Below are 26,290 nucleotides of genomic sequence, written 5' to 3' on the forward strand. Positions count from 1 at the left end.
CCCAGGATCGCGGGGCAGGATAGGGCGCGCGCGGCGCGGGCGGCTAGGCCCGCTCGGGATGCACGGCGGGGCCGGGCGGCGCGGCGCCGGGGTCCTTCGGCGTCTCCGCCGGCTGCTGCGGCGGCTCGTGCACCGCGGGGCCGACCGGCGCCGGGCCGGGGTCCGGCTTTCGCGCCGGCTCCACGCTGGTGTTCGCCCCGCCGCCGCGCTGCTGTGAACCGCTCATCCGCCGCTTCCTTCCGTTCGCATCGCGGCCCGAACGCCCGGCAACCGCCCGGGTTCGCCCCGGCATCGGTTGACGCCGAGGCCGCCCGGCGGCACCAACGCGCCACGAAAGAGGGGACCCCGACCATGGCCGACGCCTTCATCTGCGACGCCGCCCGCACCGCCATCGGCCGCTATGCCGGCGCGCTCAAGGATGTCCGCCCGGACGACCTCGGCGCCGTGCCGCTGAAGGCGCTGATGGCCCGCAACCCCGGCGTGGACTGGGCCGCGGTGGATGACGTGATCTTCGGCTGCGCCAACCAGGCGGGCGAGGACAACCGCAACGTCGCGCGCATGTCCTCCCTGCTCGCCGGCCTGCCGGACAGCATCCCGGGCGCCACGGTGAACCGCCTCTGCGGTTCCGGCATGGACGCCGTCGGCATCGCCGCCCGCGCCATCAAGGCGGGCGAGGCCGAATTCATGCTGGCCGGCGGCGTGGAGAGCATGACCCGCGCCCCCTTCGTGCAGGGCAAGTCCACGGAAGCCTTCGGCCGGAGCGCGGAAATCTACGACACGACGATCGGCTGGCGCTTCGTGAACGCGAAGATGAAGGCCGCCTACGGCGTGGATTCGATGCCGGAGACGGCGGAGAACGTCGCGCAGGATTTCAACGTCAACCGCGCGGACCAGGACGCCTTCGCCTGGCGTTCCCAGCAGCGCGCCGGCGCCGCCATGGCCCGCGGCCGCTTCGCGGAGGAGATCGTGCCGGTCGCGATCCCGCAGCGGAAGGGCAACCCGATCATCGTGGACAAGGACGAACACCCCCGTCCCGACACGACGATGGAAGCCCTGGCCAGGCTCGGCACGCCCTTCCGCAAGGAAGGCGGCAGCGTGACCGCGGGCAATGCCTCCGGCGTCAATGACGGCGCCTGCGCCATCATCCTCGCCAGCGAATCGATGGCGGCGAAGTTCGGCCTGACGCCCCGCGCGCGGGTTGTGGCGACCGCCACCGCCGGCGTCGCGCCCCGCATCATGGGCTTCGGCCCCGCCCCCGCCACGCGCAAGGTGCTGGCCAAGGCGGGGCTCTCGCTCTCCGACATCGCCGTCATCGAACTGAACGAGGCCTTCGCCGCGCAGGCGCTGGCGGTCACGCGCGACCTCGGCCTGCCGGATGATGCCGAATTCGTGAACCCGAACGGTGGTGCGATCGCACTCGGCCACCCGCTGGGGATGAGCGGCGCGCGGCTGGTGCAGACGGCGGTGGCGGAGCTGCACAACCGCAAGCAGCGCTACGCTCTCGTGACCATGTGCATCGGCGTCGGCCAGGGCATCGCGATGATCATCGAGCGCGTCTGACACTCGACAACCTCAGGACGGGTCTGGAATCAGGCTCAGGGTCCCTCCCGCCCCGCGCAACGAAGTGATACGCATCGCGCCGGGGCAGGTTGGGGGAACAGGATGTTTCTGCATCTCGGGGACATCGTGGTGCATGCGGTGGTGGAGGGGCCGGCGGAAGCGCCGCCCCTGCTGATGCTGCATTCCATCGGCACGTCGCTGCATGTCTTCGATCCGCAGGTCGCGGCGCTGTCGCGGCACTACCGCGTGATCCGGATGGATCTGCGCGGGCACGGCATGTCGGGCGTCACGGATGGCGCCTACTCCATGGCGCTGCATGCGCGGGATGCCGTGGCGCTGCTCGATTCGCTCGGCATCCGGCAGGCGCATGTGCTGGGGCTTTCCATCGGCGGGCGCATCGCGATGGAACTCGCGGTGCTGGCGCCCGATCGCGTCGCGTCGCTGATCCTGATGGACACCGCGCTGGAATTCCCGCCGCCCCAGGCCTGGCAGGACCGGATCGATGCCGTGATGGAGATCGGCACCCAGGCGCTGGTCGAGGTCGTGATGCCGCGCTGGGTGGTGGATCCCTCCCTCGCCTCCTCCCAGGGCCTGCGGCAGATGCTGCTGCGCACGGATCGCCGCGGCTATGCCGGTTCCGCCGCCGCGCTGCGCGATGCCCGCGCGGTGGACGTGGCCGGGAAGATCACCTGCCCCACCACCGTCGCCGTCGGCACCAACGACATCGCGACCCCGCCGGCCATGTCCCGCGCGATCCAGGACGCCATTCCCGGCAGCCGCTACGTGGAAATCCCCGAAGGCGGCCACCTGCCGACCTTCGAGCGCGCCGCCGACACCACCGCCGCGATCCTCGGCCACTTCGCCGCCTTCGCGCCCCCGCCGGGCTACGATGCGGGCCTCGCCATCCGCAAGCAGGTGCTGGGGGAAGCGCATGTGGCGCGGGCATCCGCCAACATCACGCCGCTGGATGCCGCCTTCCAGGAATGGATCACGGCCAATGTCTGGGGCGGCGTCTGGACCCGCCCGGGCCTGCCGCGCCACACCCGCAGCCTGCTGACCCTCGGCATGATGGCGGCGCTGGGCCGGCATGAGGAGTTCGAGCTGCATGTCCGCGCCACCCGCAACACCGGCGTGACGCCGGAGGAGATCGGGGAGGTGCTGCTCCAGGTGGGCGCCTATGCCGGGGTGCCAGCGGCCAATTCCGCGTTTAAGATCGCCAAGACCGTTCTGAAGGAAGCGTGATCGCCGATGAGCGACCCGATCCCCTATCGCCGCCCGGACCCGGCGACCCAGCCGCCCTATGACGCACCGTCCTATGGCAGCACCCACAAGCGCCATCCGAAGCAGCCGATGCTGCGCGTCCCGCACACGCTGACGGAAACCAGCGCGCCCCGCTTCGACCAGCGCTTCTACGGCACCCAGGCCGATATGAGCCAGGTGAACGGCAAGGCCGCGCTCGGCGAACGCATCATCGTCGCCGGCCGCGTGACGGATGAGGATGGGCGCCCCTGCGCCAACACGATGGTGGAGGTCTGGCAGGCCAATGCGTCGGGCCGCTACCACCACCCGCGCGACCAGCATGACGCGCCGCTCGATCCCAATTTCGAAGGCCGCGCCCGCATCTTCACCGATGCCGATGGTCGCTATTCCTTCGTCTCCATCAAGCCCGGCGCCTATCCGTGGCGGAACCACTGGAACGCCTGGCGGCCCATCCACATCCATTTCGGCCTGCATGGCGCGGGCTGGGCGCAGCGCATGATCACCCAGATGTATTTCCCGGGCGACCCGCTGCTGGCGCTGGACCCTATCTTCAACACCACGGCGGATGAGGCCGCGCGCAACCGCCTGGTCTCCACCTTCGACCTGGAGGTGACGAAGCCCGAATGGGCGCTCGGCTACCGCTTCGACATCGTGCTGCGGGGGCGCGACGCGACGCCCTTCGAGAAGGCCTGAGGGGGCACGCGCCATGACACCCGCGACCGCGCACCAGACCGCCGGCCCCTACTGGCACATGATCGACTTTCCCGAGTGGGCCGACCTGCTCCGGGCCGATGGGCCGAATGCGGGGGTGGGGGGCGAGCGCATCACCCTCACCGGCCGCATCACCGATGGCGACGGCGCGCCGGTCGTCGATGGCCTGGTGGAGATCTGGCAGGCCGGCCCGGATGGCGCCTACGAATCCGGCTTCCACGGTTTCGGCCGCTGCGCGACGGATGCCGAGGGCCGCTACCGCTTCACCACCATCAAGCCCGGCCCCGTCCCTGGCCTCGGCAACGCCACCCAGGCGCCGCACATCACCGTCACGCTCTTCGCCCGCGGCCTGATGAAGCATGTCGTCACCCGCGCCTATTTCGAGGGCGAGGCCCTGAACGCCACCGACCCGGTCCTGGCGCTGGTGGATGACCCCGCCCGCTGCGCGACGCTGGTGGCCAGGCCGCAGGGCGATGGCGTCTGGACCCTGGACATCGTCCTCCAGGGCGAGGGCGAGACCGTCTTCCTCGACGTCTGACGGGCGGGAGAACCCCCACCCAACCCTCCCCCGCAAGCGCGGGGGAGGGCTTCTTGGCACCGCCGCCTCTCCCTCCCCCGCGCTTGCGGGGGAGGGTCGGGGTGGGGGTCCGGCAAGCCTGCGGAGAACCCCCATGACCGTCTCCCCCGCCGATGGCCCCGTCTTCGGTGCCGTCTACGGCACCGATGCGATGCGCGCCGCCATGGGGGAACGCGCCTTCCTCCAGCGCATGCTGGACACCGAAGCCGCCCTGGCCCGCGCCCAGGCCCGGCTCGGCATGATCCCCGGGGAGGCCGCCGCCGCCATCACCGCCGCCGCCCGCGTCGAGACGCTCGACATCCCCGCGCTGGCCGCCGCCACCCGCAACACCGGCTTCCCCGTGGTCGGCCTGGTGAAGCAGCTCTCCGCCGCCGCCGGCGCGGATGCCGGGCGCTGGACGCATTGGGGCACCACGACGCAGGACATCGTGGACACCGCCCTGGTGCTCCAGATGCGCGACGCCTTCGCGCTGATCGCCGCCGACCTCGATCGCCTCATCGCCGCCTTCGCGACGCTGGCGCGGGACCACCGCCACACCGTCATGGCCGGGCGCACCCATGCCCAGCAGGCCCTGCCCATCACCTTCGGCTACAAGGCCGCGCTGTGGCTGGACCCGGTGGTTTCCATGCGCGAACGCCTGGCCCAGGCGCTGCCGCGCATCCTGAAGCTGCAATTCGGCGGCGCCGTCGGCACCCTCGCCTCCCTCGGCGACAGGGGCCGGGACTGCGCCGCGGAACTGGCGAAGGAACTGGACCTCACCTTGCCCGCCATCCCCTGGCATGTGGCGCGGGACGGCACGGCGGAGGCCGCCTGCTGGCTCGGCATGCTCTGCGGCGTGCTGGCCAAGCCCGCCACCGACGTGATGCTGCTGATGCAGTCGGAGGTGTCGGAAGCCAGCGAACCCTCGGCGCCGGGCCGCGGCGGGTCCTCCACCATGCCGCAGAAGCGCAACCCCATCGCCTGCGAATATGTCATCGCCCAGGCCCGCGCCGCGCAGGCCCTGGTCCCGCAGGTGCTCGGCGCCATGGCGCATGACCATGAACGCGGCGCCGGCCCGATGCAGATCGAGCAGCTCGCCCTCGCCCCCATCTTCCTCTACGCCCATGGCGCCATGGCCCAGGCGCTGCTGATCGCGGAGGGCCTGGTGGTGGATGGCGCGCGGATGCGCCGCAACCTCGATGCCTCCGGCGGGCTGATCGTGGCGGAGGCGGTGATGATGGGCCTGGCGCCGCTGCTCGGCCGGGGCGTGGCGCATGACGTGGTGCACCATGCCTGCGACGTGGCGCTGGCGGAGGGCGTGACGCTGGATGTGGCGCTGGCCCGCGACCCGCGCGTCACCGCGCATCTGGACCAGGCCGGCATCGACCGGCTGACCGACCCCGCGGGCTATCTCGGCGCCACCCAGGGCTTCATCGACGCGGTGCTGGCCCGCGCCTGACCCTCATCCCAACGCCCGCATCGCCCCCGCGATGGTCGCCGCCGCGCAGGCCACGCTGAAGGGCTTGGCCAGGAAGGGCGCGCCCGCCAGGCCGCGCCCCGGCTCCGCCTGGCGGAACCGGCCGGAGGCATAGACCACCGGCAGGTCCGGCCGCAGCACGCGCGCGGCCCGCGCCAGCGCGAAGCCGTCCGCGCCCGGCAGGTTGATGTCCGTCAGCAGCAGCGCGATCTCCGGATGCCGCGCCAGCATGCGAAGCGCCATCTCGGCATCCTCCGCCTCCAGCACCGCGAACCCCGAATCCGACAGCCCTTCCACCAGGGTCATGCGGACCAGCGGATCATCCTCGACGAGCAGAACATGCCGGGCCAATGCCATGGCGTCCCCTTTTCCGGACTCAACCTAGCGCCCGGATCGGCAAGCGGGATGGGCGGCGGCTGGCACGACTGCGTGATGGCCCCCGCCGGGCCGTGCCTGTGACGCCAAAACACCAGGGTTCCGCCGCAATCCGCAGCGTCGGTTAACAGCCGGTTAACACCCATCGCCGATGCAGCCGCCGCGACCAACGCCAGAACGGCGGTTCGGCCCGGCAGGGCCGAAGCCCCAGGATCGGGGGGCTGGGCGCCCCGACCATCCGGGCCGATCCACCGCGCCGCGCGATCCCGCCCTTGCCTCCGGCTCCGGCCGCGCCATACACGCAGGCATGGTTCCTCAGAACATCGCGATCGTGGGCGCCGGTCTTGCCGGCATGGCCTGCGCCAAGACCCTCGAAGCCCATGGCGCCCGCGTGCGCCTGTTCGAGAAGAGCCGCCGCCCCGGCGGCCGCATGGCGACCAGGCGGGTGGAGGTGGACGGCGTCACCCACGCCTTCGACCACGGCGCGCAGTACCTGACCGCGCGGGGCGCCCATTTCGCCGCGGTGCTTGAAGTGACGAAATCGATGAACTGGCCGGATGAGAAACGCTGGGTCGGCCAGCCGAACATGGCGATCATCTGCCGCGGCCTGGCCGATGGCCTGGACATCACGGTCAACCGCCATGTCGTGGAGATCACCGGCTCCCCCGGCGCCTGGATGCTGCGCCACCATGATTCCGCGCTGGTCACGCCCGGCGCCCCCAGCCCGGATGCCGCGACGGCGGAGGACGGGCCCTTCGACGCGGTGGCCCTGGCCATCCCCTCCCCCCAGGCGATCCCGCTGCTCGCCGGCCCCGCGCCGCATCTGGCGCATGTGCTGGAAGGCGTCGTGATGGCGCCCTGCTGGACGCTGATGGTTGCCTTCCCGACCCGCCTGCCCCTGCAGGACACGCTGCGCCTCACCGGCGGCCCCATCGGTTGGGCGGCGCGGGACAGTTCCAAGCCCGGCCGCAACGCGCAGCAGGAGAACTGGGTGGTCCAGGCCAGCCCCGCCTGGACCCGCGAACACCTGGAACGCCGCCCGGCGGAGGTCGCGCTGCTGCTGCGGGATGCGCTGGAAAAGCTGGTCGGCCAGCCCCTGCCGCCGACGCTGGTCTGCCTGGCGCATCGCTGGCGCTATGCGCTGGTGGAAAAGCCGCTCGGCGCCCCCTGCCTGTGGGACCCCGCGCTGGGCCTCGGCGCCGGCGGGGATTGGGCGATCGACGCGCGGGCGGAAGCCGCGGTGGATAGCGGCGCGGCCATGGCCGCCGCGATCCGGCGGGAATGACCCACCAGGCTGCGCCCGCGACGCTGGAGGACACGCTGGCCTGGGCCCTCGCCCTGGTCGCGCGCGGGGTCGCGGACCGGCGCCATCCCTTCCATACGCCGGTCCTCGCCACCACCGGCCTTGATGGCGCGCCCCAGGCCCGCACGGTGGTGCTGCGCGGCATCGATCCCGCCACCCGCCAGCTGCGCCTGCACACGGATGCGCGGGCGGGGAAGGTGGCGGAACTGGAAGCCGAACCGCGCGCGACGCTGATGTTCTACGACCCCGGCGCGCAGCTGCAGCTGCGGCTGGCCGGCCGCGCCACGCTGCATCGCGACGATGCCCTGGCGGATGAAGCCTGGGCGGCCAGCCGGGATTTCAGCCGCATGTGCTACGCGATCGAACCCGCCCCCGGCCGCGCCATCGCCGCCCCGCCCGCCGCGCCGCTGGACAGCCAGGCGGGCCGGCCGCATTTCTGCGTGGTGATCCTGCACCTCCACACCCTCGAATCCCTCCACCTCGCCGCCGGCGGGCACCGGCGCGCGCGCTTCGCCTGGGACCAGGCCAGTACCCCCGCTGCCACCTGGCTCGTCCCATGACGAATGCCGAGGCGCTGGAGGCCGAGATCCTCCGCCAGACCACCGAACGCGGCAGCGACAAGAGCATCTGCCCGAGCGAGGTCGCCCGCGCCCTTGCGGCCGATGAGGAGACCTGGCGCCGCCTGATGGGCCCGATCCGCGCCGCCGCCATCCGCCTGGCACGGGCCGGCCAGGTGGAGATCCTGCGCAAGGGCAAGCCCGTCGACCCCACCGCGGAAATCCGCGGCGTCATCCGCCTGCGAAAGTCAGCAACATGAGCACCCTGTCCCTGCTGATGGGCCGCGGCACCGCCGGCCTGCCGCAAGCGGAGCCGGTCGACTTCAACGGCCTGGTCCTGCCCCCCTCCCCCAACGCCCACCTGGCCGCGCCGGCCGGCGCCACGGCGGAGCGGCATGAGACGACGCCGCTCCTCCCCGTCTCCCCGGAAGCGGCCTGGGCCGCGCTGCGGATGCTGGGGGAAGGCGAGGCCCGGACCTGGAAGCTGGCCGAATGGCCGGACCGGCGGCAGGTGCAGTGGGTGGTTCGCACCAGGCTCGCCAATTTCCCGGACATCGTCGTGGGCCAGATCGTGCCCCTGCCCGGCGGTTCGGGCCTGTTCCTCTATTCCCGCAGCCTGATCGGCTATTCGGATTTCGGCGTGAACAAGCGCCGCATCGCCGAATGGCGCGCGCGGATGGACGGGGCACTCCGCGCCCCCTGATACTGGCGGGGCGCTTCAGGATTCCCCGCCCATGCGACGCCTCGGCTCCTTCCTGCACGACGCCTGGACGCTGACCCGCCCCTATTGGGTGAGCGAGGAGCGCGGCCGCGGCCTGCTGCTGCTGGCCGCCGTCATCGTGCTGAACCTGTCGCTGGTCGGCATGACGGTGGTGCTGACCTACTGGCAGCGCGCCTTCTACAACGCGCTGGAGGCGAAGGACGCCGCCACCTTCTGGTCCCTGCTGTTCCTGGGCGGAGAGGCCGACGGCACCTGGTTCCCCGGCTTCACCGTGGTGGCCATCGCCTACATCCTGATCGCGGTCTACCAGCTCTACCTGAGGCAGGCGCTCCAGATCCGCTGGCGCCGCTGGCTGACCAAGGACTACCTGGATCGCTGGCTGGCCGACCGCGCCTATTACCGCATCGCCCTGACCGACCCGGCGACGGACAACCCCGACCAGCGCCTGGCCGACGATTTGCGCCTTTTCGTGGACGATACCCTCTCCCTCGGCCTCGGCCTGATGAACAGCATCGTCACGCTGTTCTCCTTCATCCTCGTGCTCTGGTCGCTGTCGGGGCCGCTGGAGGTCTTCGGCATCACCATCCCCGGCTACATGGTCTGGGTGGCGATCCTCTATTCCGTCATCGGCACCTGGCTGGCCCATCTGATCGGCCGCCCGCTGATCCGCCTGAATTTCCTCCAGCAACGCGTCGAGGCCGATTTCCGCTACGCCCTGGTCCGGCTGCGCGACAATGTCGAAGGCGTGGCGCTGCACCAGGGGGAGGCCGATGAGAAGCGCGGCCTGCTGACGCGCTTCAACGCGCTGACGGAGAATTGGTGGGGCATCATGACCGCCACCAAGCGCCTGACGTTCTTCACCGCGGGCTTCACCCAGGTCGCCAGCATCTTCCCCATCGTCGTCGCCGCCCCCGCCTATTTCGCCGGGCGCATCCCCCTCGGCGGCCTGATCCAGACGAGCAGCGCCTTCGGCCAGGTGCAGGGCGCGCTGTCCTGGTTCGTGGACAATTACGCCCGGCTGACGGAATGGCGCGCGACGGTCGAGCGCCTGACAGGCTTCCGCCGCGCGATCGAGGTCGCCCGCGCCGCGACCGATGGCGTCCGCGCCCTGCCCGGCGCCGATCCCGCCGTGGTGCTGGACGACGTCACCATCAGCCTGCCCGGCGGCCGCGTGCTGATGCAGGGCGCGTCGCTGCGGCTGGAGAAGGGGGAGGCGGTCCTCATTACCGGCGCCTCCGGCAGCGGCAAATCGACGCTGTTCCGGGCGCTCGCCGGCATCTGGCCCTTCGGCCAGGGCACCGCGCACATCCCCGACGGCGCCCGCGCCCTGTTCCTGCCCCAGCGCCCCTATTTGCCGCTGGGCAGCCTCCGCCGCGCCGTCTGCTACCCGCTGGATGCCGCGACGGTGCCCGACGATGCGGTGCGCGAAGCCCTCTCCGCCGCCGGCCTGCCCCATTTGCTGGACCGGCTGGATGAGGAAGATGCCTGGGACCGGCGCCTGTCGGGCGGTGAACAGCAGCGCCTGGCCATCGCCCGCGCCCTGCTGGTGAAGCCTGACTTCCTGTTCCTGGACGAGGCGACGGCCAGCCTGGACCCGGCGGGGGAGGAAGCGCTGTACCGGTTGGTGGCGGAGCGGCTGCCCGGCACCGCCGTCCTCTCCATCGCCCACCGCCCGGCCGTCGCGCAGTTCCACGGGCGCCGGCTGGTGGTAGCGGAGGGGGCGTTGCTGCCGGGCTAGCCCGGCAGCACCGGCGCATCCCGGGGCGTCAGCGCCCGCCCCGGGCCCAGCGCCCATTCCGCGATCTCGTCCCGCCGCGCGAACCACACGCCGGGGTGCTTCCCCGCCCAGTGCAGGAAGCGCTGGACCGAGGGGATGATGGCCGGCCGACCCGCCACGAAATCATGCAGCGGCACGCTCATCATGCGGCGGCGCGCCGCGCCTTCCTCGTACAGCACCTCGAATTCCTGCCGCAGCATCTGCTCGTAGTCGTCCAGGCTGCGCTGCTGGTTCTGGAAGAAGTTCAGATCGTTGACGTGGCCCATATAGGGCACGAGGCAGAGTTCCCTGTCGCCATTCACCGCCTGGATCCAGGGCTCGTCCCGTGTCCGGTCGTCGATGGAATAGACCAGGCCGAGTTCCTGCAGCAGGTCGTTGGTGTTCACGCTGCCCTGCAGGCCCTGGGCATTGAAGCCCTTGGGCCAGAGCCCCGTCGCGCTGCGCAGCGCCTCGAACCCCTCCCGCAGGAACTCCCGCTCCTGCTCCTTCGGCAGATGGAATTGCGGCGCGTGGCGGATGGCGCGGCCGCCGGCCTCATGCCCGCGTTCCACGATCTCCTTCGCCAGGTCCGGGTATCGCCGGATCGTCTCCCCGATCATGAAGGAGGAGACGCGGATATCCAGCCGGTCGAACAGGTCGAGCAGCCGCGGCACGCCTTCCTTCGCGCCATAGGTGCGGCCCTGGATCATCGGCAGGTTGGGGAAGCGCTGCCCGGCCTGGGGCGTGCCGGGCGGGCCGTTCTGCCACATGGCGGGCTGCCCGCCATCGGCCTCGAACATCATGCAGACCCCGATGGCGAGCCTGGCGCCGCCCGGCCAGAAGGGCCCGCGCGGCCGCCGCGCCGGCTGCGCCACCACCGGCGAGGCCAGCAGCCCCGCCGCCGCGCCCATCATCCCCCGACGCCCGATCGCCATCCCGCCTCTCCCGTCCCTGCGTCGCCGGCAGATCGGGGGCGGTGCCGGGTGGGTCAAGCCTCCAGCCCGCGCGCCACCCCCACCAGCTGGTCCAGCGCCGCGTCCCAGCCCTGCTCGAACCCCATGGCCGCGTGGCGGTCGCGATCCGCGCCATCCTTGTGCAGGACGCGGGCCGTGTAGCGCGTGCCCTCCGCCACTTCCTCGAAGGTCAGCACCGCCGTCATGAAGGGGTTGGGGCGCGGCCGGAAGCCCGGCAGCAGCGTGTCGGTCCAGACCAGGCGGGAATGCGGCACCACCTCCAGCCAGCAGCCCGGCGGCTCGTTCATCACCTGGCCCTCGGGGCCCTGCATCACCGTGTGGAAGATGCCCCCGGGGCGGAGGTCCACCTCCGCATGGGTGGTCTTCCAGGGATGCGGCGTGAACCACCGCATCAGCAGCGCGGGCTCCGTCCAGCAGCGCCACACCAGCCGCGGCGGCAGCGGGAGGATGCGGGTCTGGACGAGGTCCCGATCGGTCTCGGTGGCAGCCATGGTCGTTCTTCCCTCCTGCGATGGCCGGTCGATCGGCCCGGGCGGCGCGCGGTGCCCGCCAGCGCTGCCCCATGGTTAACCGTTTACCTAAGTAACCACCACCCGGCTGCCCCGTCGAGTCACGCCCGCGTCACCCGGGCCTTGTCCGGCAGCGCGACTATGTTATGTTATACCATATCAAACGGACCCCGTGAGATGCCGCTCGACCACGTCGAACACGCCTCCCCCCTGGCCGCCATGGCGGTGCTGGCCCCCGTGCTGCGCGATGGCACCAACATCGCGGCCTGGCGCCGCCGCCTGCCGATCCCGCTCTTCGCCGGCCTCGGGCCGCTCCTCGCCCGCGGTCCCTTCGTCGCGATCGGGGAGGATGCGCCCGACGCCGCCCTCCAGGCGCTGTCCCGCCAGGTCCCGCTGACCGGCCTGCTGCACGCCGACATCAGCCTCCTCGCCGCCAGCTTCACCGCCCTGACCGGCCAGGACCGCCTGCGCATCCGGCTGGAGGCACTGCGCGGCCGCGGTTGCCATCGCTGGCACGCCGATGCGGTCGGGCTCCGCCTGCTCTGCACCTATGCGGGGCCGGGGACCGAATGGCTGGACCTTCCCGGCGGCGCGGCGCTGGCCCGGCGGCTCGACCCCGCCCACCTCATGATGCAGCCGGACAGCCTGGCCACCGGCGATGTCGCGGTGCTGAAGGGGGAGGCCTGGCCGGGCAATGCCGGGAATGGCTGCATTCACCGATCGCCCCCCAACCCCGATGACGCGCCGCTGCGCCTGGTGCTCTGCCTGGATGAGGCCGGCCGGTTCCCCGCGCCATGAACGCCGATCCCCGCCTGCCCGTCACCGTGCTCTCCGGCTTCCTCGGCGCCGGCAAGACCACGCTGCTGAACCATGTCCTGGCGAACCGGGAAGGCCGGCGCGTCGCCGTCATCGTCAACGACATGTCGGAGGTGAATATCGACGCCGCCCTTGTCGGCAACGACTCCCATGCGCCCCTCCGGGGCGACGCGGGCACCATCTCCCGCACCGAGGAACGCCTGGTCGAGATGTCGAATGGCTGCATCTGCTGCACGCTGCGGGAGGACCTGATGCAGGAAGTCGCCAAGCTGGCGCGGGAGGGCCGCTTCGACGCGCTGCTGATCGAGAGCACCGGCATCGCCGAACCCATGCCCGTCGCCGCCACATTCGACTTCAGGACGGAGGATGGCTTCTCCCTCTCCGACATCGCGCGGCTGGACACGATGGTGACGGTGGTGGATGCGGCCGCCTTCCTGGCGGATTACGCCAGCGCCGACAGCCTGCGCGCACGCGGCCAGGCGACCGGGGAGGAGGACACCCGCCTGCTGGTGGATCTGCTCGTGGAGCAGGTGGAATTCGCCGACGTCATCGTCGTCAACAAGGCGGACCGCGTGACGACGGAGGAACTCGGCCGCCTGGCCGGCATCCTCGCCACCTTCAACCCGCGGGCGGAGATCGTGGCCAGCGTCCAGGGCCAGGTGCCGCTGCGCCATGTGCTGGACACCGGCCGCTTCGATTTCGCGCAAGCCTCCCAGGCCGCCGGCTGGGCGCAGGCGCTGTCCGGCCACCATTTGCCCGAAAGCGAGGAATTCGGCATCACCAGCTTCGTCTGGCGCGCCCGCCGGCCCCTCCACCCCGCCCGCTTCAAGCGGCTGATCGAAAGCCCCCTGCCCGGCGTGATCCGCGCCAAGGGCTTCTTCTGGCTCGCCACCCGCATGCCCTGGGCGGGGTCCTGGCAATTGGCCGGCGCCGTCGGCCGGCATGAGGCCGCGGGCTTCTGGTGGGCCGCCCAGCCGGAGGAACGCTGGCCCGAGGATCCCGACTGGCGCCGCGGCGTGATGGCCAATTGGCAGGAACCCTTCGGCGACCGGCGGCAGGAAATCGTCTTCATCGGCATCGGCATGGACGAAGCCGCGCTGCGCCGCGCCCTCGATGCCTGCCTGCTGACGGATGCCGAGATGCGCGGCGGCCCCAGGACCTGGGGCCGCTTCGCCGATCCCTTCCCCGCCTGGCGGCAGGGCTGACCCTCACCCCAGCCACCACCACGCAGCCAGGCCCGCCACCGCCACCCACAGCCCCACCACCGCGACCGCCCCCGCCCGGCTGACCGGGCGCGCGGCGATCGACGTGGCCTGATCCTCCAGCTCGGCCCGCAGCGCCGGCGGGATCATCCGCAGCACCAGCCACACCAGGCCGGGCAGCAGGATCAGCTCATCCAGCAGCCCCAGCACCGGGATCACATCCGGGATCAGGTCGATGGGGGAGAAGGCATAGGCCGCGATCCCCGCCGCCAGCAGCCGCGCCGCCCAGGGCACGCGCGCATCCCGCGCCGCCAGCCACAGCAGGATTGCCTGGCGCTTCAGCGCCCCCGCCCATCGCTTCAGCGCCCCCGCCCATCGCTTCAGCCGCTCCATCCATCCCCCCGCCCGGCCACCACGCACGAAACCGTGATCGATGGCGCGTGGCTTGCTTGGCCCCGGGCGCCTGTCGGGCGCGGGAAGGGGATTGCCTCTTTCCCGTGCACACCGGGCCCATGAAATGCTGCCGGGATGATCATATGAACCGCCGCCACCTGCTGGCCAGCGCCCCCGCGCTGGCTCTTCCCCTTCTGCTGCCCGCCGGCGTCCTCGCCCAGGGCGCCTTTCCCAACCGGCCCATCCGGATCGTCAGCCCCTTCTCGGCCGGCGGCACCTCCGATGGCGTGGTGCGGCTGCTGTCGCCGACGCTGGAGCGGGTGCTCGGCCAGCCCGTCGTGCTGGACAACCGCCCCGGCGCGGGCGGCACCGTCGGCACCGCGCATATCGCGGCGGAACGGCCGGATGGCTATTCGCTGGTGCTGGCCAATGCCGGGCCGATGGCCATCGCGCAGACGCTGTTCCCCACCCTGCCCTACGATGTCCGCCGCAGCTTCTCCTACGTCATGCTCGTCGGCGGCGCGCCGATGGTCGTCGGCGTGCGGCCGAACAGCCCCATCCGCAACATGGCGGACTACCTCGCCGCGGCCCGCGCCCGGCCGGAGGCGATAAGCTACGGCTCCGCCGGCATCGGCTCCGTCGGCCACCTCGCGGGCATGCTCTGGGCCAGCGAGACCGGGACGCAGCTGCTCCATGTGCCCTTCCGCGGCGGTGGGGAGGCCGAGCAGCAGGTCCTCGGCGGCAGCCTTGAATCGCTGTGGAACACGCTCGGCGCCCATGCCGGCAGCGTGCGCGGCGGCACGCTGCGGGCGCTGGCGATCACCAGCGGGGAACGCATGTCCACCTTCCCCGACGTGCCGACCATCGTGGAGGCCGGCTTCCCCGGCGCGACGGCGATCAACTGGTTCGTCCTGGCCGGCCCCGTCGGGCTGCCGGAGGGCGTGGTCACGCGGGTGCGGGAAGCCTTCACCATCGCGATCAATGAGCCGGGCATGAAGGACCGCATCGCGGGCCTCGGCGTCCTGCCGATGTCCGATAGCGGCCCCGCCGATGTCCAGGCCTTCGTGAACCGGGAGGTGGCGCGCTGGGCGCCGATCGTGCGGTCCTCCGGCGCCACGCCGAGCTGAAGACACTGTCGGGGGGAGCCATGCTTCCCCCGACGGCCTCAGTCGCAGCCGCGCAGCACCCGCAAGACCTCGTCGCCATACCGGTCGAGCTTGGTCCGCCCCACCCCCGGGATCGCGCCCAACTGGTCCAGGCTGCGCGGGCGCGCGGCGGCGATTTCCGCCAGCGTCTTGTCCTGGAAGATGACATAGGCCGGCACCTGCTGGGCCTGGGCCTCGCCGCGCCGCCAGTCCCGCAGCGCCTCGAACACCCGGTCGCCGACCGGCGCGCCGCCGCCGCCGCCCCGCACGCCGCGCGTCCCGCTGCCGGAGGGGGCGTTGCCGGCGCGCAGCACATCCTCCCGCAGCAGCACCTTCTCCTCCCCCTTCAGGATCGGGCGGGCGGCATCGGTCGGCACCAGTTCGCCATGGTTCTCGACCGCCACGTCCAGCGCGCCCCGCGCCACCAGCTGCCGCGCCACGCCGCGCCAGGCGAATTCGGACAGATCCTTGCCCACGCCGAAGGTCGGCAGCTGGTCATGCGAGAATTGCGTGACCTTCTCCGTCATCTTGCCGCGCAGCACATCGACGACATGCGCGACGCCGAAGCGCCGCCCGGTGCGCAGCACGGCGGAGAGCATCTTCTGCGCCGCCACCGTGCCGTCGAACAGCTTGGGCGGCGTCAGGCAGACATCGCAATTGCCGCAGGGGGGGATGTCATCCTCCCCGAAGCAGCGCAGCAGGATCTGGCGGCGGCAGGTCGCGGCTTCCGCGATCGCGATCATGGCGTCCAGGCGCTGGCGCTCGATCCGCTTCTGCTCCGGCGCCGCCGGGCTTTCCTCGATCCGGTGCCGGGCCAGCGCGATGTCGCCCGCGCCGTACAGCAGAAGGGCGCGGGCCGGCAGGCCATCGCGGCCGGCGCGGCCGATCTCCTGGTACCAGCTCTCCGGCGATTTCGGCAGGTCGAGGTGGGCCACCCAGCGCACATCCGGCCGGTCGATCCCCATGCCGAAGGCGATGGTCGCGCACATCACCACGCTGTCGCCACGGGCGAAGCGGCGATGCGCGTCACGCTTCGCGCCGCCATCCATGCCGGCATGGAAGGCCAGCGCATCCACGCCATCGGCGCGCAGCCATTCCGCCGTCTGCTCCGTCTTGTTGCGGGTGCCGCAATAGACGATGCCGGCCCCGCCCTTGGAGGCTTCCTCCCGCAGCAGGGCGCGGAGCTGCGCGCGCTCCTGCTCCCGCGGCACGGCCTCGATCCGGATGTTCGGGCGGTCGAAGCCGCCCCGGAACACCGGATCATCCTGCAGCCCCAGCTGCCGGCGGATATCCTCCACCGTCCGCTGGTCCGCCGTCGCGGTCAGCGCCAGGCGGGGCGTGCGGGGGAAGCGTTCCGACAGCACGCCGAGGGTTCGGTATTCTGGCCGGAAGTGATGCCCCCACTGGCTGACGCAATGCGCCTCATCCACCGCGAAGAGCGCGATGGGCAGTTCCTCCAGCCGGTTGAGCATCCCCTCCAGCGTCAGCCGTTCCGGCGAGACGTAGAGCAGCTTGAGGTCGCCCGAATGGAGGTCCCGCAGCACGGTCCGGGCCTCGCCTTCCGGCAGGTCCGAATGCAGCGCCGCCGCCGCCACGCCCTGCTGGCGCAGCGCCGCCACCTGGTCCTCCATCAGGGCAATCAGGGGGCTGACCACCACCCCGACCCCTTCCCGGCACAGCGCCGGCACCTGGAAGCAGAGCGACTTGCCCCCGCCCGTCGGCATGAGCACCAGGCCGGAGCCCCCGCCCGCGACATGGCGCACCACCTCCTCCTGCCGCCCGCGGAAGCCGGGGTGGCCGAAGACGCGGCCCAGAACCTCGACAGGGTCCACGAGGCTTTCCATGGCAGGGCTGGCTACGGGGGAGAATCGGCCATCATCGGGCATGGCATCCTGTGCCATGCCCCGGCCCGCGCGTCATGCGGCGATCCGCGCGGGGAAGCTGTCCCTCAATTGCCGCCGATATGGATCTCCACCCGGCGGCTCTGCACGGGCACCGCATCGAAGGCGACCGCGCCGCGGCCCTGCTGGGTGACCTGCGCGCGCGGCACGCCGGCGGCGACCAGTTCGTTCACCACCCGCTCCGCCCGCGCGCGGGAGAGGTTGACCGTCGGCGCGTGGTTCGGATCGGGCGCGGAGAAGCCGAGCACCCGCACCGGCGCGCCGGGGTAGCGCCGGGCCACCGCCGCCGCATCGAGGATCACGGCCTTGGCCTCCTCGCTCACGGCGATGCTGTCATCCTCGAAGAACACGACGCGGACCGGCTGGGCCGCCAGCTGGGCGCCCATCGGGTCGGTCGCGGAACAGGCGGCCACCAGGGGCAGGGCGAACAGGGCGGCGAGCCCGAAGCTGCGGCGATTCATGACATTGGGCTCCCCAGTTGTGTTGGCGCATTGGTCGCGCGTGGCAGGCCCCCCGTCAATCACGCAGGCTCCACGACGGGGCCATGACGCCACACGGAATCGGCACTCGCATTCCGGTTGTGTGGCCACCTCTCGTTAACCATTCGTCCCGCATCTTGCGACCGTGCCCGATCAAGCCAGCCCTGCTCCGGTCTCCACCGCCATCCCGCCGCACCGGGGGGGGCTGCCGGATCCTCGTCATTTCGACCCCGTCATCTTCCCGGGCGCCGAGGCCGGGGAGGTCTGGCCACCCACCCATTTCAACTTCCACGCGCCCTGGATGCATGAGGCGGGCCTGGGCTTCGAACGCGATGCCAGCGGCGGCATCGCCGTGGTGCGGTCCTTCGCCCATCTCCGCCTGCTGGTGGATATCGAGACCGCGCACCAGCTTTTCGACCTGGCGCCGGGCAGCCGCGACTTCCGCCTGCTGCGCCTGATCCCCGCCGCGCTGCGCTGCGTGGAGCGGATCATCCCCGGGGACCCCATGCCAGGGCCCCTGCTGGATGAGGAGGAGGAGGTGCCGGAGGAGCACCACCTCTACGCCGCCACCACCGCCATGGTGGAACGCCTGGCCGGCCAGGCCGGGGAGGAAGGGCAGGCGCTGGCGGAGGCAATGCGCCGCGTGCCGCCCGGCCCCGGCATGTTCGAAGCCGCCGTCGCCCGCTGCATCACCCGCTTCGGCTTCCCGATGGCAACGGTGGCCCCCCTCGCCCGGCGCCTGCAGCGCCTGGCCAATGCCCATGCGCGCGTCCTGGCCACCGCCGCCGCGCAGCCGGATTATGCGGCGATGGAGAAGGTGGTGCTGCGCACGCGCCAGCCACTCGGCGCCGATCGCGGCTGGGTCGGCGGCGGCTTGCTGACGCGGGCCATGGATGGGCTGCTGCCGCAGATCAGCCGCCCGCGCCGCGCCAGCACCGCCATCCTGGCGGCGGCCGAGGAAGCGATGCGCCGCCCCCTGCCGCTGGAAGCGCCGACGCGGCTGATCCTGGAACAGGATGGCTACCGGGACCGGCTGCTCGACATCTCCGTCTTCTGGCGGCGCCTCTCCGCCGCCTGGATGACGGTGGACCCCGACACGACCGACCGGCGGGAGATCGAGGCGCTCGCCCGCAACACGCTGCGGCGCCTGTCGCTCACCTCGCTCTACCGCGCACCGGACGAGCCCTGAGGTTCATGCCCCCAAGCGTCGTGCCGAAGGCACGCCTGCGGCGTGACGGGCGGCCGCATCTGCGGCCTCGGCCGACTGCGTCGGCCGCCAGTCACGCCATCATGCCGTCGGTCCTACTCCTCCACGTCCAGCGCATAGCCGGCGGAGCGGACGGTGCGGATGATGTCCGCCTCCCCCTCCCCGTTCACCGCCTTGCGCAGGCGGCGGATATGCACGTCCACGGTACGCGGCTCCACATGGATGTCGCGGCCCCAGACGGCGTCCAGCAGCTGTTCCCTCGTGAAGACGCGGCCGGGATGGCTCAGGAAGAACTCCAGCAGCCGGTATTCGGTGGGGCCGAGATGCAGCGACCGGCTGCCCCGCGTCACCCGATGCGCGTCCTGGTCCATCACCAGGTCGGCATAGGTCAGGCGCCCCTTCACCGGCACCGCGCCCGACCGCCGCAGCAGCGCCCGGATGCGCGCCAGCAGCGCGTCCATCACGTAGGGCTTGGCGATGTAGTCGTCGGCGCCGGTATCCAGCGCGCGCACCGCGTCCTGGTCCTCCGTCCGCGCCGTCACCATGATGATCGGCAGGTCGCGGGTGTTGGGGCGCCGGCGGATCTGGCGGCAGACCTCCAGCCCCGAAAGCTGCGGCAGCATCCAGTCCAGCAGGATCAAATCCGGCGGGCCTTCGGCGACGCGCAGCAGCGCCTCCTGCCCATCGGTCGCTTCCTCAACACGGAAGCCCTGCTTCTCCAGGTTGTAGCGCAGCAGGGTCAGCAGCGGCGCCTCGTCCTCCACCACCAGGATGGTGGGCTTGGCCAGGCTGCCAATGGCGTCGGGCATGGCGTGATCCCTCACTCGCGTGGGCGGACGACGGCGTAGGCGGAGGCGTCGGCCTTGGGCCGGTCATCCGGCAGGCTGTCGCCGCGCACCGCGTAGTGCACCGTCTCCGCGATGTTGGTGGCGTGGTCGCCGATGCGTTCCAGGTTCTTGGCGATGAACAGCAGATGCGTGGCCGCGGTGATGTTCCGCGGATCCTCCATCATGAAGGTCAGCATCTCCCGGAAGATGCCGTTGTAGACATCGTCCACCGGCTCATCCGCCGCCCAGACGCGCTGCGCGGCCTCCGCATCGTCATTCACCAGCGCATCGATGGCGAGCTTCAGGTTCTCCTGCACCAGCAGCGCCATGCGGCTGAAGCCGTTCAGGCTGCCGATCGCCGGCTGCTGCGCGATGACGATGCTGCGCTTGGCGGCGTTGCGGGCGTAGTCCCCGATGCGTTCCAGATTGTGGCTCACCTTCATCGCGGCGATGATGAAGCGCAGGTCCATCGCCATCGGCTGGCGGGTGGCCAGGATGCGGATGCAGAAGGTCTCGATCTCGCGCTCCAGCTGGTCGATCGCGGCGTCGCGGCCGATCACCTCCGTCGCCAGCGAGGCATCGCGCCGCACCAGCGCCACCGTCGCGTCATTCACCTGGCGCTCCGCAAGGCCGCCCATCCGCGCCACCATGTCGCGCAGGCGGCGAAGCTGTTCGTCGTAGCTGCGGACGATGTGGTCGCCCTGTTCCATCGGCATGTGCCCAGCCCTCCCGCTCAGCCGAACCGGCCGGTGATGTATTCCTGCGTCCGCTTCTCCCGCGGCGCGGTGAACATGCGCGCGGCCGGCGCCACCTCCACCAATTCGCCGAGGTAGAAGAACGCCACCTGGTCGGCGCAGCGCGCGGCCTGCTGCATGTTGTGGGTGACGATGCAGATGGTGAAGTCTCGCTTCAGCTCGTCGATCAGCTCCTCGATCTTGAGGGTGGAGATCGGGTCGAGCGCGCTGGTCGGCTCGTCGAACAGCATCACCTCCGGCCGCACCGCGATGGACCGCGCGATGCACAGCCGCTGCTGCTGGCCGCCCGACAGGCCCATGGCGCTGGATTGCAGCCGGTCCTTCACCTCGCCCCAGATCGCGGCGCGGGACAGCGCCCATTCGATGCGGTCGTCCAGTTCCGATTTCGGCAGCTTCTCATGCAGTTTGATGCCGAAGGCGATGTTGTCGTAGATCGTCATCGGGAAGGGCGTCGGCTTCTGGAACACCATGCCGACCTTGGACCGCAGCTCATTCAGGTCGACCGAGGGGTCGATCATGTTGCGGCCATCCATCAGCACTTCGCCCTCCGCCCGCTGCCCGGGGTACAGGCTGTACATCCGGTTCAGCACGCGCAGCAGCGTGGACTTGCCGCAGCCGGAGGGGCCGATCATGCCCGTCACCTGCCGGTCCGGCAGTTCCAGGTTGATGCCCTTCAGCGCCTTGTTGGTGCCGTAGTAGAAATCGAGGTTGCGGACCGAGATGCGGGAGGTGGCATTGATCTGCGCGCCCGACCGCGCCTGCATGCCGCCGAAGCCGGCCTCGGCGCTCTGCTTGGTCTCGGTGGTGGAGCTCATCGGCCCTCTCCCTTCCTGGATCACTGCCGCCCGCGCAACAGCGTGCGGGCGATGATGTTGATGGCAAGAACGCCGAGCGTGACCAGCAGCGCGCCCGACCAGGCGATCTCGATCAGGTCCGGGAAGCCCGAATTGGCCTGCTGGTAGATGGCGATCGGCAGGCTCGCCATGGCGGTGGACAGGTCGAAGCTGGTGACGTTGTTGCCGAAGCTGGTCAGCAGCAGCGGTGCCGTCTCACCCGCGATGCGCGCCACCGCCAGCAGGATGCCCGTCAGGATGCCGGAAGCGGCAGCCTTGTAGCAGACCAGCGTGATCATCTTCCATTTCGGCGCGCCGAGCCCGATCACGGCCTCCCGCAGCGTGTTGGGGATGAGCTGCAGCATGTCCTCCGTGGTCCGGACCACGACGGGAATGACGATGATGGCCAGCGCCAGCGCACCCGCGATGCCGGAGAAGCCGCCCATCGGCAGCACGACAAGCTGGTAGATGAACAGCCCGATCAGGATCGACGGCGCCGAGAGCAGGACGTCCGAGACGAAGCGCAGCACGTTGCCGAAGGCGGAGCCCCGCGCGTATTCGGACAGGTAGGTGCCGACCAGCAGGCCGATCGGCGTGCCGATGGCCGTGCCGATCGCGGTCTGGATCAGGCTGCCGAGAATGGCGTGGACAAGGCCGCCCTTCGGCGCCGTCTCATCGCCATAGCGGGTCGGGCGGAATTCCTCCGTCAGCACCACCCAGTCCATCGAGGCAAGGCCGCGCCAAAGCAGCGTCGCCATGATGGAGGCCAGGAAGAACAGGCCCACCAGCGTCGCCGCCAGGCAGAACCACTTGACCATCAGGTCCACCGCCTTGCGGCGGGAGGCGAGGGCGGCGCTGCGCCGGACGGCGGCGCGCGGCGGCGGCTCGAAGATCGTGGTGCTCATGGATCAGGCCTTGAGGCGGGAGCGGAGCAGGTAGCGGGACGCTGCCAGCACCAGGAAGGAGATCACGAACAGCAGGAAGCCCAGCGCGAAGAGCGCGGATTGCTTCATGCTCCCCATCAGGCTTTCCGGGAATTCCATCGCGACGATGGACGCGATGGTGGTGGAGGGGTCGAACAGGCTCTGCGGCATGCGGTTCGCGTTGCCGATGACGAAGGTTACCGCCATCGTCTCCCCCAGCGCGCGGCCCAGCCCCAGCATGATGCCGCCGACCACGGAGATCCGCGTGTAGGGCAGGACCACGCCCTTCATCACCTCCCACCGCGTGGCGCCCAGCCCGTAGGCGCTTTCCTTGAACACCGGCGGAACCTGCAGGAACACGTCCCGCATGGTGGCCGCGATGAAGGGGAGGATCATGATGGCCAGCACGATGGCCGCCGTGAACAGCGACGTGCCGGCGAAGAAGCGGCTCTCGAACAGGAAACCGACCAGCGGGATGGCGACCAGGTAGTCGCCGAGCGCCAGCTGGATGTGCATCTGGACGAAGGGCACCACGACGAAAAGGCCCCACATCCCGTAGATGATGGAGGGCACCGCGGCCAGCAATTCGATCGCCGTGCCCACCGGCCGGCGCAGCCAATCCGGCGCCAGCTCCGTCAGGAAGAAGGCGATCCCGAAGGCCACCGGCACCGCGAAGCAGATCGCGAGCACCGCCGACATCACGGTGCCGAAGATGGCGACCGCGCCGCCATAGTTCTCGCGGCCCTCCACCGGGTTCCACTGCGTGCTGGTCAGGAAGCCCAGGCCGAATTCGCGGAAGGCAGGCAGGGCGCCGATGAACAGCGTGACGATGATGCCGCCCAGCAGCAGCAGCACGATGACGCCCGCGCCGCGGCACAGCCATTCGAAGACCAGATCCCCCACATCCATCCCGCGGCGGCGCGCGACCGGCCTCGGCGCGGCGCCCGCGCCCATTGTCATATCGCTCACCGGCAAGGTCCTGATCAGGGGTTCAGGGAAGGCGGAGTCCCCCGGGCGCGCGGCCCGGGGGCGAGTGGGACAAGCTTCGCTCAGGCAGTCCAGACCGGCGCGCCATTCGGCGCCTTGACCATGGCGGCCCAGTTGCGACGGATCACGTTGGTCACGCTGTCCGGCAGCGGGATGTATTCAAGCTGGCCGGCGATCTGCGCGCCGTTCTTGAAGGCCCAGTCGAAGAACCGCATGGTGTTGCGGCTGCCCTCGACCTTGTCCGCCGCCGGGTTGGTCGGCAGCAGGATGTAGGTGCCCACCGTCATCGGCCAGGCATTGGCACCCGGCAGGTCCAGCGTGTCCGGCGCCATGTTCGGCACGGTCCAGTCGGCGGCATCGGCGGCGGCGACGAAGGTGGCCTGCACCGGCTCCACGAAATTACCGGCCTTGTTGCGGATCTGCGTCGTCACCAGGCGGTTCACCACCGCGTAGGCATTCTCGGCATAGCCGATGGCGCCCGGCGTGTTGCGGACCGCGTTCGCGACACCCTCATTGCCCCGCGCGCCCTGCCCGGCCGGCCACTGGATGGAGGTGCCGGCGCCAGGGCCGTCCTTCCACGCCTGGGACACGCGCGCCAGGTAGTTGGTGAAGCCCCAGGTGGTGCCGGAAGCATCCGCGCGATAGGCCACGGAGATCGGCAGCGACGGGATGCGCAGGCCACGGTTCAGCTCGGCGATGCGGTTGTCGTTCCAGCGCGTCAGGCGGCCGAAGAAGATGTCCGTGATGACTTCCGGCGTCAGCTTCAGCTGGCGGTCGGCAACCCCCGGCAGGTTCACGATCAGCACGATCGAGCCCATGACGGTCGGGAACTGCATCAGGTTGCCCTCGCGCAGCTGCTCCAGCGTGCGCGGCGCGTCGGTGGCGCCGAAATCCACCGTGCGGTTGGTGATCTGGTTGATCCCGCCGCCGGAGCCGATGGACTGGTAGTTGAGCTGGATGCCCGCCGCCGTGCGCGCGGCATTCGCCCAGCGCTCATAAACGGGGCGCGGGAAGGTCGCGCCGGCGCCAGTGATCGTCACGGTCTGGGCCATCGCGCCGCGGGCATCGAACAGCCCGGCGCCAAGGGCCGCGCCGGTGCCGAGCAGAAGGGTCCGCCTGTTCACTGTGTCTCTCTCCGGTCCTGTTCGCGTGCCGGAAGCGCAGCGTGGCGTCCGGCGAGCGCCTTCTAGGCGCATGGGACGACCAACCGATTGCAGTTTGATGAAGCTTCGATGACAGAGCGCCCGACAACCCGGCGCCTTGTCGCAATCTTCACGCCGCGTCGAGGGTGATACTGGTGCGGTTCCAGCCATCCCCGGCCGGGCCGTACTCCAGCCCCGCCGCCATCTTCCGCACCAGCGCCAGGCCCATGCCGCCGATGCGGTCGTCATCCAGCCGTGGTGCCGCGGGCCGGGCGGCCGCCCGCGGATCGAAGGGCGCGGCCGCGTCCTCGATCACCAGCACGGCGGCGCCCCCTTCCGCCTCCACGCTCAGCCGGGCGGCGGGCGCCTCCCCCGCGAATCGGCCATGCATGACCAGGTTCGCCAGCAATTCCTCCGCCACCAGCGCCAGGCGGTAGGTGGCGGCGGGGCCGAGACCCGCTTCCCCGGCCCAGGCCTCGATCGCCGCCTGCGCCTCCGCGATCGCGGGCAGCCGGATCGGCACCTCGAGTCGCAGCATCGGCGCGTCAGGCGGCCAGTCGGGCCAGCGCCTCATCCTCGGTCGCCACCAGCGGCAGCACCTGGTCCAGCGCCATCGCCGCCAGGACCTCCGCCACCATGGGCTGGGCGCCGAACAGCACCACCTTGCCGCCGCGCCGCGACACCACCCGCGCCGCGGACAGCAGCAGCCGGATGCCAAGCGAGGACAGGAAGTCGAGCGCCGTCAGGTCCAGCACCGCGCTGCGGCCGGATGCGGCGATGGTCGCCGTGAAGGGCGTCTCCACCGCGCCGACCGTGCCCGAATCCAGCCGCCCCGTCAGGACGATCCTGTTGGCCTTGTCGTTGATCTCCACCACGTCGAACTTCACGCCATCGCTCCCGTCCCGAACCGCCGGTCATCTAGACCAACCGCCGCCACCGCGCGTGTGACAGTTGCACGACACTGCCCGGCCGCCCCCGCGCGTGCCAGCATGGCGGCCGGAGGATAACGACCATGCTCGACCCGGAAGCCGAGGGGCCTGTCCCCTCCCCCGCCGCCCGCCTGCGCGCGGTGCTCGACGCCCCCGGCATCGCCGTGGTGCCGGGCTGCCATGATGCGATGGGTGCGCGCCTCATCGCCCGCGCCGGCCTCCCCGCCGCCTTCCTCTCCGGCTACGCCGTCTCCGCCGCCCGCCTCGGCCTGCCCGATGCGGGCCTGGTCTCGTACCGGGAGATGCTGGATGCGGGGCGGGAGGTCTGCGCCGCGAGCCCGATCCCCGTGATCGGCGATGCCGATACCGGCTTCGGCAATCCCGTGAATGTCCGCCGCACCATCGCCGGCTACCACCAGGCCGGCTTCGCCTGCGTGATGATCGAGGACCAGGTCTTCCCCAAGCGCTGCGGCTTCGCCCAGGGGCTGGAGGTCGCGCCGCGGGAGGAGGCGATCATGCGCCTGCGCGCCGCCCTGGATGCGCGGGACGCGATCCGCCGCGCCGGCGGCGACCTCCTCATCATCGGCCGCACCGACAGCCGCGCCGCGGTCGGCATCGACGAAGCCCTCTGGCGCGCCCAGGCCTTTGCCGAACTCGGCGCCGACATCGTCTATTTCGAGGCGCCCCAGTCAACGCAGGAAATGGAGGCGCTGCACCGCGTCACGGGCGACACGCCGACGATGCTGGCGCAGGTCGAGAAACCCGGCCGCCCCTTCCTGTCGCCGAGCCAGGCGGAGGCGATCGGCTACGACATCCTGCTGCTCGGCGTCACGCTGCTCAACGTCGTCATCAAGGCGCAGCAGGATGCGCTGGCGCTGATGGCGCAAGGGCAGCACCCCGGCGCGGACCGGCTGCTGCCCTTCGACGAACTCTATGACCGCGTCGGCTTCAACGCCTACTACGAGATGGAAAAGAGATACGCGCGGTAGCGC

General features: G+C 71.1%; 30 protein-coding genes. 15 read left to right on the forward strand and 15 right to left on the reverse strand.

Going from position 1 to position 26,290, the window contains the following annotated elements; translation table 11 throughout:
- Positions 1 to 43: 43 nt before the first annotated feature.
- Positions 44 to 226: a hypothetical protein gene (locus BM041_RS06935; protein WP_092957685.1), complete on the reverse strand. Its 183-nt coding sequence runs from the start codon at positions 224 to 226 to the stop codon at positions 44 to 46.
- 125 nt (positions 227 to 351) lie between these two features.
- On the opposite strand from BM041_RS06935, the gene pcaF reads away from it, so the two are divergent.
- The 5 genes from pcaF (at position 352) to BM041_RS06960 (ending at position 5,546) form a co-directional block, all read left to right on the forward strand.
- A complete protein-coding gene (pcaF, locus tag BM041_RS06940) occupies positions 352 to 1,560 on the forward strand; it encodes a 3-oxoadipyl-CoA thiolase (protein ID WP_092957688.1) in 1,209 nt (402 codons plus the stop codon).
- Between the two features lie 102 nt (positions 1,561 to 1,662).
- Positions 1,663 to 2,802, forward strand: coding sequence for a bifunctional 3-oxoadipate enol-lactonase/4-carboxymuconolactone decarboxylase PcaDC (gene pcaDC / locus BM041_RS32125; RefSeq protein WP_092957690.1), 1,140 nt, complete (start codon positions 1,663 to 1,665; stop codon positions 2,800 to 2,802).
- A gap of 6 nt (positions 2,803 to 2,808) precedes the next feature.
- Complete coding sequence (gene pcaH, locus BM041_RS06950; protein ID WP_092957693.1) at positions 2,809 to 3,513, forward strand: protocatechuate 3,4-dioxygenase subunit beta; 705 nt, start codon at positions 2,809 to 2,811, stop codon at positions 3,511 to 3,513.
- A 13-nt stretch (positions 3,514 to 3,526) separates the two neighbouring features.
- Positions 3,527 to 4,069, forward strand: a complete 543-nt coding sequence (pcaG, locus tag BM041_RS06955) for a protocatechuate 3,4-dioxygenase subunit alpha (protein WP_092957695.1) — start codon at positions 3,527 to 3,529, stop codon at positions 4,067 to 4,069.
- A 133-nt stretch (positions 4,070 to 4,202) separates the two neighbouring features.
- Positions 4,203 to 5,546, forward strand: a complete 1,344-nt coding sequence (locus BM041_RS06960; protein WP_092957697.1) for a class-II fumarase/aspartase family protein — start codon at positions 4,203 to 4,205, stop codon at positions 5,544 to 5,546.
- Between the two features lie 3 nt (positions 5,547 to 5,549).
- Here BM041_RS06960 and BM041_RS06965 read toward each other — a convergent pair whose 3' ends face one another.
- Positions 5,550 to 5,921, reverse strand: a complete 372-nt coding sequence (locus tag BM041_RS06965; RefSeq protein WP_092957700.1) for a response regulator — start codon at positions 5,919 to 5,921, stop codon at positions 5,550 to 5,552.
- 325 nt (positions 5,922 to 6,246) lie between these two features.
- Between BM041_RS06965 and BM041_RS06970 the strand changes: the two genes are divergently transcribed.
- From BM041_RS06970 to BM041_RS06990, 5 genes are read left to right on the forward strand one after another with little or no spacing between them, the layout of a single operon-like run.
- Complete coding sequence (locus tag BM041_RS06970) at positions 6,247 to 7,224, forward strand: NAD(P)/FAD-dependent oxidoreductase (RefSeq protein ID WP_175533789.1); 978 nt, start codon at positions 6,247 to 6,249, stop codon at positions 7,222 to 7,224.
- Positions 7,221 to 7,802, forward strand: a complete 582-nt coding sequence (locus BM041_RS06975) for a pyridoxamine 5'-phosphate oxidase family protein (RefSeq protein WP_092957705.1) — start codon at positions 7,221 to 7,223, stop codon at positions 7,800 to 7,802. Before BM041_RS06970 ends, BM041_RS06975 begins: the two co-directional genes overlap by 4 nt.
- The gene (locus tag BM041_RS06980) at positions 7,799 to 8,059 is read left to right on the forward strand and encodes a DUF3253 domain-containing protein (RefSeq protein WP_092957708.1); all 261 of its coding nucleotides are present in this window, start codon (positions 7,799 to 7,801) and stop codon (positions 8,057 to 8,059) included. The genes BM041_RS06975 and BM041_RS06980 overlap by 4 nt, the downstream gene beginning before the upstream one ends.
- Positions 8,056 to 8,502, forward strand: coding sequence for a DUF1499 domain-containing protein (locus BM041_RS06985; protein WP_139225980.1), 447 nt, complete (start codon positions 8,056 to 8,058; stop codon positions 8,500 to 8,502). Before BM041_RS06980 ends, BM041_RS06985 begins: the two co-directional genes overlap by 4 nt.
- A gap of 31 nt (positions 8,503 to 8,533) precedes the next feature.
- The gene (locus BM041_RS06990; protein WP_092957711.1) at positions 8,534 to 10,258 is read left to right on the forward strand and encodes an ABC transporter ATP-binding protein/permease; all 1,725 of its coding nucleotides are present in this window, start codon (positions 8,534 to 8,536) and stop codon (positions 10,256 to 10,258) included.
- Here the strand turns inward: BM041_RS06990 and BM041_RS06995 are convergent.
- Both BM041_RS06995 and BM041_RS07000 read right to left on the reverse strand, forming a co-directional pair.
- Positions 10,255 to 11,211 (reverse strand): polysaccharide deacetylase family protein, encoded by a 957-nt coding sequence (locus BM041_RS06995; protein ID WP_092957714.1) that lies wholly within the window; start codon positions 11,209 to 11,211, stop codon positions 10,255 to 10,257. The two genes, BM041_RS06990 and BM041_RS06995, sit on opposite strands and share 4 nt — an antisense overlap.
- Before the next feature lie 53 nt (positions 11,212 to 11,264).
- Positions 11,265 to 11,741, reverse strand: a complete 477-nt coding sequence (locus BM041_RS07000; RefSeq protein WP_092957717.1) for an SRPBCC family protein — start codon at positions 11,739 to 11,741, stop codon at positions 11,265 to 11,267.
- A gap of 195 nt (positions 11,742 to 11,936) precedes the next feature.
- Between BM041_RS07000 and BM041_RS07005 the strand changes: the two genes are divergently transcribed.
- Positions 11,937 to 12,557: a DUF1826 domain-containing protein gene (locus BM041_RS07005; RefSeq protein WP_175533790.1), complete on the forward strand. Its 621-nt coding sequence runs from the start codon at positions 11,937 to 11,939 to the stop codon at positions 12,555 to 12,557.
- Positions 12,554 to 13,780: a zinc metallochaperone GTPase ZigA gene (gene zigA, locus BM041_RS07010; RefSeq protein ID WP_092957723.1), complete on the forward strand. Its 1,227-nt coding sequence runs from the start codon at positions 12,554 to 12,556 to the stop codon at positions 13,778 to 13,780. Before BM041_RS07005 ends, zigA begins: the two co-directional genes overlap by 4 nt.
- 3 nt (positions 13,781 to 13,783) lie before the next feature.
- Here the strand turns inward: zigA and BM041_RS07015 are convergent, their stop codons facing one another.
- Positions 13,784 to 14,170 carry a YkvA family protein gene (locus BM041_RS07015; protein WP_092957726.1) on the reverse strand — a complete coding sequence of 129 codons (387 nt, stop codon included), beginning with the start codon at positions 14,168 to 14,170 and terminating at the stop codon, positions 13,784 to 13,786.
- Between the two features lie 143 nt (positions 14,171 to 14,313).
- Here BM041_RS07015 and BM041_RS07020 point away from each other — a divergent pair, with 143 nt between their 5' ends.
- A complete protein-coding gene (locus BM041_RS07020) occupies positions 14,314 to 15,297 on the forward strand; it encodes a Bug family tripartite tricarboxylate transporter substrate binding protein (RefSeq protein ID WP_139225981.1) in 984 nt (327 codons plus the stop codon).
- A gap of 38 nt (positions 15,298 to 15,335) precedes the next feature.
- Here BM041_RS07020 and recQ read toward each other — a convergent pair whose 3' ends face one another.
- Together recQ and BM041_RS07030 are read right to left on the reverse strand one after the other, a co-directional pair.
- Positions 15,336 to 17,159: a DNA helicase RecQ gene (gene recQ, locus BM041_RS07025; RefSeq protein WP_092957732.1), complete on the reverse strand. Its 1,824-nt coding sequence runs from the start codon at positions 17,157 to 17,159 to the stop codon at positions 15,336 to 15,338.
- A gap of 104 nt (positions 17,160 to 17,263) precedes the next feature.
- Positions 17,264 to 17,677 carry an OmpA family protein gene (locus BM041_RS07030; protein ID WP_092957735.1) on the reverse strand — a complete coding sequence of 138 codons (414 nt, stop codon included), beginning with the start codon at positions 17,675 to 17,677 and terminating at the stop codon, positions 17,264 to 17,266.
- 163 nt (positions 17,678 to 17,840) lie between these two features.
- Between BM041_RS07030 and BM041_RS07035 the strand changes: the two genes are divergently transcribed.
- The gene (locus tag BM041_RS07035; protein WP_092957738.1) at positions 17,841 to 18,884 is read left to right on the forward strand and encodes a hypothetical protein; all 1,044 of its coding nucleotides are present in this window, start codon (positions 17,841 to 17,843) and stop codon (positions 18,882 to 18,884) included.
- A gap of 113 nt (positions 18,885 to 18,997) precedes the next feature.
- Here the strand turns inward: BM041_RS07035 and phoB are convergent, their stop codons facing one another.
- From phoB to BM041_RS07075, 8 genes are all read right to left on the reverse strand, one after another.
- On the reverse strand, positions 18,998 to 19,711 hold the full coding sequence (phoB, locus tag BM041_RS07040; protein WP_092957741.1) for a phosphate regulon transcriptional regulator PhoB: 714 nt from the start codon (positions 19,709 to 19,711) through the stop codon (positions 18,998 to 19,000).
- Positions 19,712 to 19,722: 11 nt separating this feature from the next.
- Positions 19,723 to 20,445 carry a phosphate signaling complex protein PhoU gene (phoU, locus tag BM041_RS07045; RefSeq protein WP_092957744.1) on the reverse strand — a complete coding sequence of 241 codons (723 nt, stop codon included), beginning with the start codon at positions 20,443 to 20,445 and terminating at the stop codon, positions 19,723 to 19,725.
- A gap of 17 nt (positions 20,446 to 20,462) precedes the next feature.
- Positions 20,463 to 21,248, reverse strand: coding sequence for a phosphate ABC transporter ATP-binding protein PstB (pstB, locus tag BM041_RS07050; RefSeq protein ID WP_092958965.1), 786 nt, complete (start codon positions 21,246 to 21,248; stop codon positions 20,463 to 20,465).
- Positions 21,249 to 21,319: 71 nt separating this feature from the next.
- On the reverse strand, positions 21,320 to 22,222 hold the full coding sequence (gene pstA, locus BM041_RS07055) for a phosphate ABC transporter permease PstA (protein WP_092957747.1): 903 nt from the start codon (positions 22,220 to 22,222) through the stop codon (positions 21,320 to 21,322).
- A 3-nt stretch (positions 22,223 to 22,225) separates the two neighbouring features.
- Positions 22,226 to 23,200, reverse strand: coding sequence for a phosphate ABC transporter permease subunit PstC (pstC, locus tag BM041_RS07060; protein ID WP_092957750.1), 975 nt, complete (start codon positions 23,198 to 23,200; stop codon positions 22,226 to 22,228).
- An 89-nt stretch (positions 23,201 to 23,289) separates the two neighbouring features.
- Positions 23,290 to 24,351, reverse strand: a complete 1,062-nt coding sequence (gene pstS, locus BM041_RS07065; RefSeq protein WP_245761967.1) for a phosphate ABC transporter substrate-binding protein PstS — start codon at positions 24,349 to 24,351, stop codon at positions 23,290 to 23,292.
- Between the two features lie 148 nt (positions 24,352 to 24,499).
- On the reverse strand, positions 24,500 to 24,907 hold the full coding sequence (locus BM041_RS07070) for an ATP-binding protein (RefSeq protein ID WP_175533791.1): 408 nt from the start codon (positions 24,905 to 24,907) through the stop codon (positions 24,500 to 24,502).
- 7 nt (positions 24,908 to 24,914) lie between these two features.
- Positions 24,915 to 25,256 (reverse strand): STAS domain-containing protein, encoded by a 342-nt coding sequence (locus BM041_RS07075; protein ID WP_092957759.1) that lies wholly within the window; start codon positions 25,254 to 25,256, stop codon positions 24,915 to 24,917.
- Positions 25,257 to 25,381: 125 nt separating this feature from the next.
- Here BM041_RS07075 and BM041_RS07080 point away from each other — a divergent pair, with 125 nt between their 5' ends.
- Positions 25,382 to 26,287 (forward strand): isocitrate lyase/PEP mutase family protein, encoded by a 906-nt coding sequence (locus BM041_RS07080; protein ID WP_092957762.1) that lies wholly within the window; start codon positions 25,382 to 25,384, stop codon positions 26,285 to 26,287.
- Positions 26,288 to 26,290: the final 3 nt, after the last annotated feature.

This window comes from Falsiroseomonas stagni DSM 19981 (genome assembly GCF_900114315.1).
Lineage (GTDB): Bacteria > Pseudomonadota > Alphaproteobacteria > Acetobacterales > Acetobacteraceae > Falsiroseomonas > Falsiroseomonas stagni.

Excerpts from the sequence above, each read along its gene's own strand:
- BM041_RS06935 (WP_092957685.1), bottom strand. The coding sequence starts at position 226 with ATGAGCGGTTCACAGCAGCGCGGCGGCGGGGCGAACACCAGCGTGGAG.
- pcaF (WP_092957688.1), top strand. The coding sequence starts at position 352 with ATGGCCGACGCCTTCATCTGCGACGCCGCCCGCACCGCCATCGGCCGC.
- pcaDC (WP_092957690.1), top strand. The coding sequence starts at position 1,663 with ATGTTTCTGCATCTCGGGGACATCGTGGTGCATGCGGTGGTGGAGGGG.
- pcaH (WP_092957693.1), top strand. The coding sequence starts at position 2,809 with ATGAGCGACCCGATCCCCTATCGCCGCCCGGACCCGGCGACCCAGCCG.
- pcaG (WP_092957695.1), top strand. The coding sequence starts at position 3,527 with ATGACACCCGCGACCGCGCACCAGACCGCCGGCCCCTACTGGCACATG.
- BM041_RS06960 (WP_092957697.1), top strand. The coding sequence starts at position 4,203 with ATGACCGTCTCCCCCGCCGATGGCCCCGTCTTCGGTGCCGTCTACGGC.
- BM041_RS06965 (WP_092957700.1), bottom strand. The coding sequence starts at position 5,921 with ATGGCATTGGCCCGGCATGTTCTGCTCGTCGAGGATGATCCGCTGGTC.
- BM041_RS06970 (WP_175533789.1), top strand. The coding sequence starts at position 6,247 with ATGGTTCCTCAGAACATCGCGATCGTGGGCGCCGGTCTTGCCGGCATG.
- BM041_RS06975 (WP_092957705.1), top strand. The coding sequence starts at position 7,221 with ATGACCCACCAGGCTGCGCCCGCGACGCTGGAGGACACGCTGGCCTGG.
- BM041_RS06980 (WP_092957708.1), top strand. The coding sequence starts at position 7,799 with ATGACGAATGCCGAGGCGCTGGAGGCCGAGATCCTCCGCCAGACCACC.
- BM041_RS06985 (WP_139225980.1), top strand. The coding sequence starts at position 8,056 with ATGAGCACCCTGTCCCTGCTGATGGGCCGCGGCACCGCCGGCCTGCCG.
- BM041_RS06990 (WP_092957711.1), top strand. The coding sequence starts at position 8,534 with ATGCGACGCCTCGGCTCCTTCCTGCACGACGCCTGGACGCTGACCCGC.
- BM041_RS06995 (WP_092957714.1), bottom strand. The coding sequence starts at position 11,211 with ATGGCGATCGGGCGTCGGGGGATGATGGGCGCGGCGGCGGGGCTGCTG.
- BM041_RS07000 (WP_092957717.1), bottom strand. The coding sequence starts at position 11,741 with ATGGCTGCCACCGAGACCGATCGGGACCTCGTCCAGACCCGCATCCTC.
- BM041_RS07005 (WP_175533790.1), top strand. The coding sequence starts at position 11,937 with ATGCCGCTCGACCACGTCGAACACGCCTCCCCCCTGGCCGCCATGGCG.
- zigA (WP_092957723.1), top strand. The coding sequence starts at position 12,554 with ATGAACGCCGATCCCCGCCTGCCCGTCACCGTGCTCTCCGGCTTCCTC.
- BM041_RS07015 (WP_092957726.1), bottom strand. The coding sequence starts at position 14,170 with ATGGAGCGGCTGAAGCGATGGGCGGGGGCGCTGAAGCGATGGGCGGGG.
- BM041_RS07020 (WP_139225981.1), top strand. The coding sequence starts at position 14,314 with ATGAACCGCCGCCACCTGCTGGCCAGCGCCCCCGCGCTGGCTCTTCCC.
- recQ (WP_092957732.1), bottom strand. The coding sequence starts at position 17,159 with ATGGAAAGCCTCGTGGACCCTGTCGAGGTTCTGGGCCGCGTCTTCGGC.
- BM041_RS07030 (WP_092957735.1), bottom strand. The coding sequence starts at position 17,677 with ATGAATCGCCGCAGCTTCGGGCTCGCCGCCCTGTTCGCCCTGCCCCTG.
- phoB (WP_092957741.1), bottom strand. The coding sequence starts at position 19,711 with ATGCCCGACGCCATTGGCAGCCTGGCCAAGCCCACCATCCTGGTGGTG.
- phoU (WP_092957744.1), bottom strand. The coding sequence starts at position 20,445 with ATGCCGATGGAACAGGGCGACCACATCGTCCGCAGCTACGACGAACAG.
- pstB (WP_092958965.1), bottom strand. The coding sequence starts at position 21,248 with ATGCAGGCGCGGTCGGGCGCGCAGATCAATGCCACCTCCCGCATCTCG.
- pstA (WP_092957747.1), bottom strand. The coding sequence starts at position 22,222 with ATGAGCACCACGATCTTCGAGCCGCCGCCGCGCGCCGCCGTCCGGCGC.
- pstC (WP_092957750.1), bottom strand. The coding sequence starts at position 23,200 with ATGACAATGGGCGCGGGCGCCGCGCCGAGGCCGGTCGCGCGCCGCCGC.
- BM041_RS07070 (WP_175533791.1), bottom strand. The coding sequence starts at position 24,907 with ATGCTGCGACTCGAGGTGCCGATCCGGCTGCCCGCGATCGCGGAGGCG.
- BM041_RS07080 (WP_092957762.1), top strand. The coding sequence starts at position 25,382 with ATGCTCGACCCGGAAGCCGAGGGGCCTGTCCCCTCCCCCGCCGCCCGC.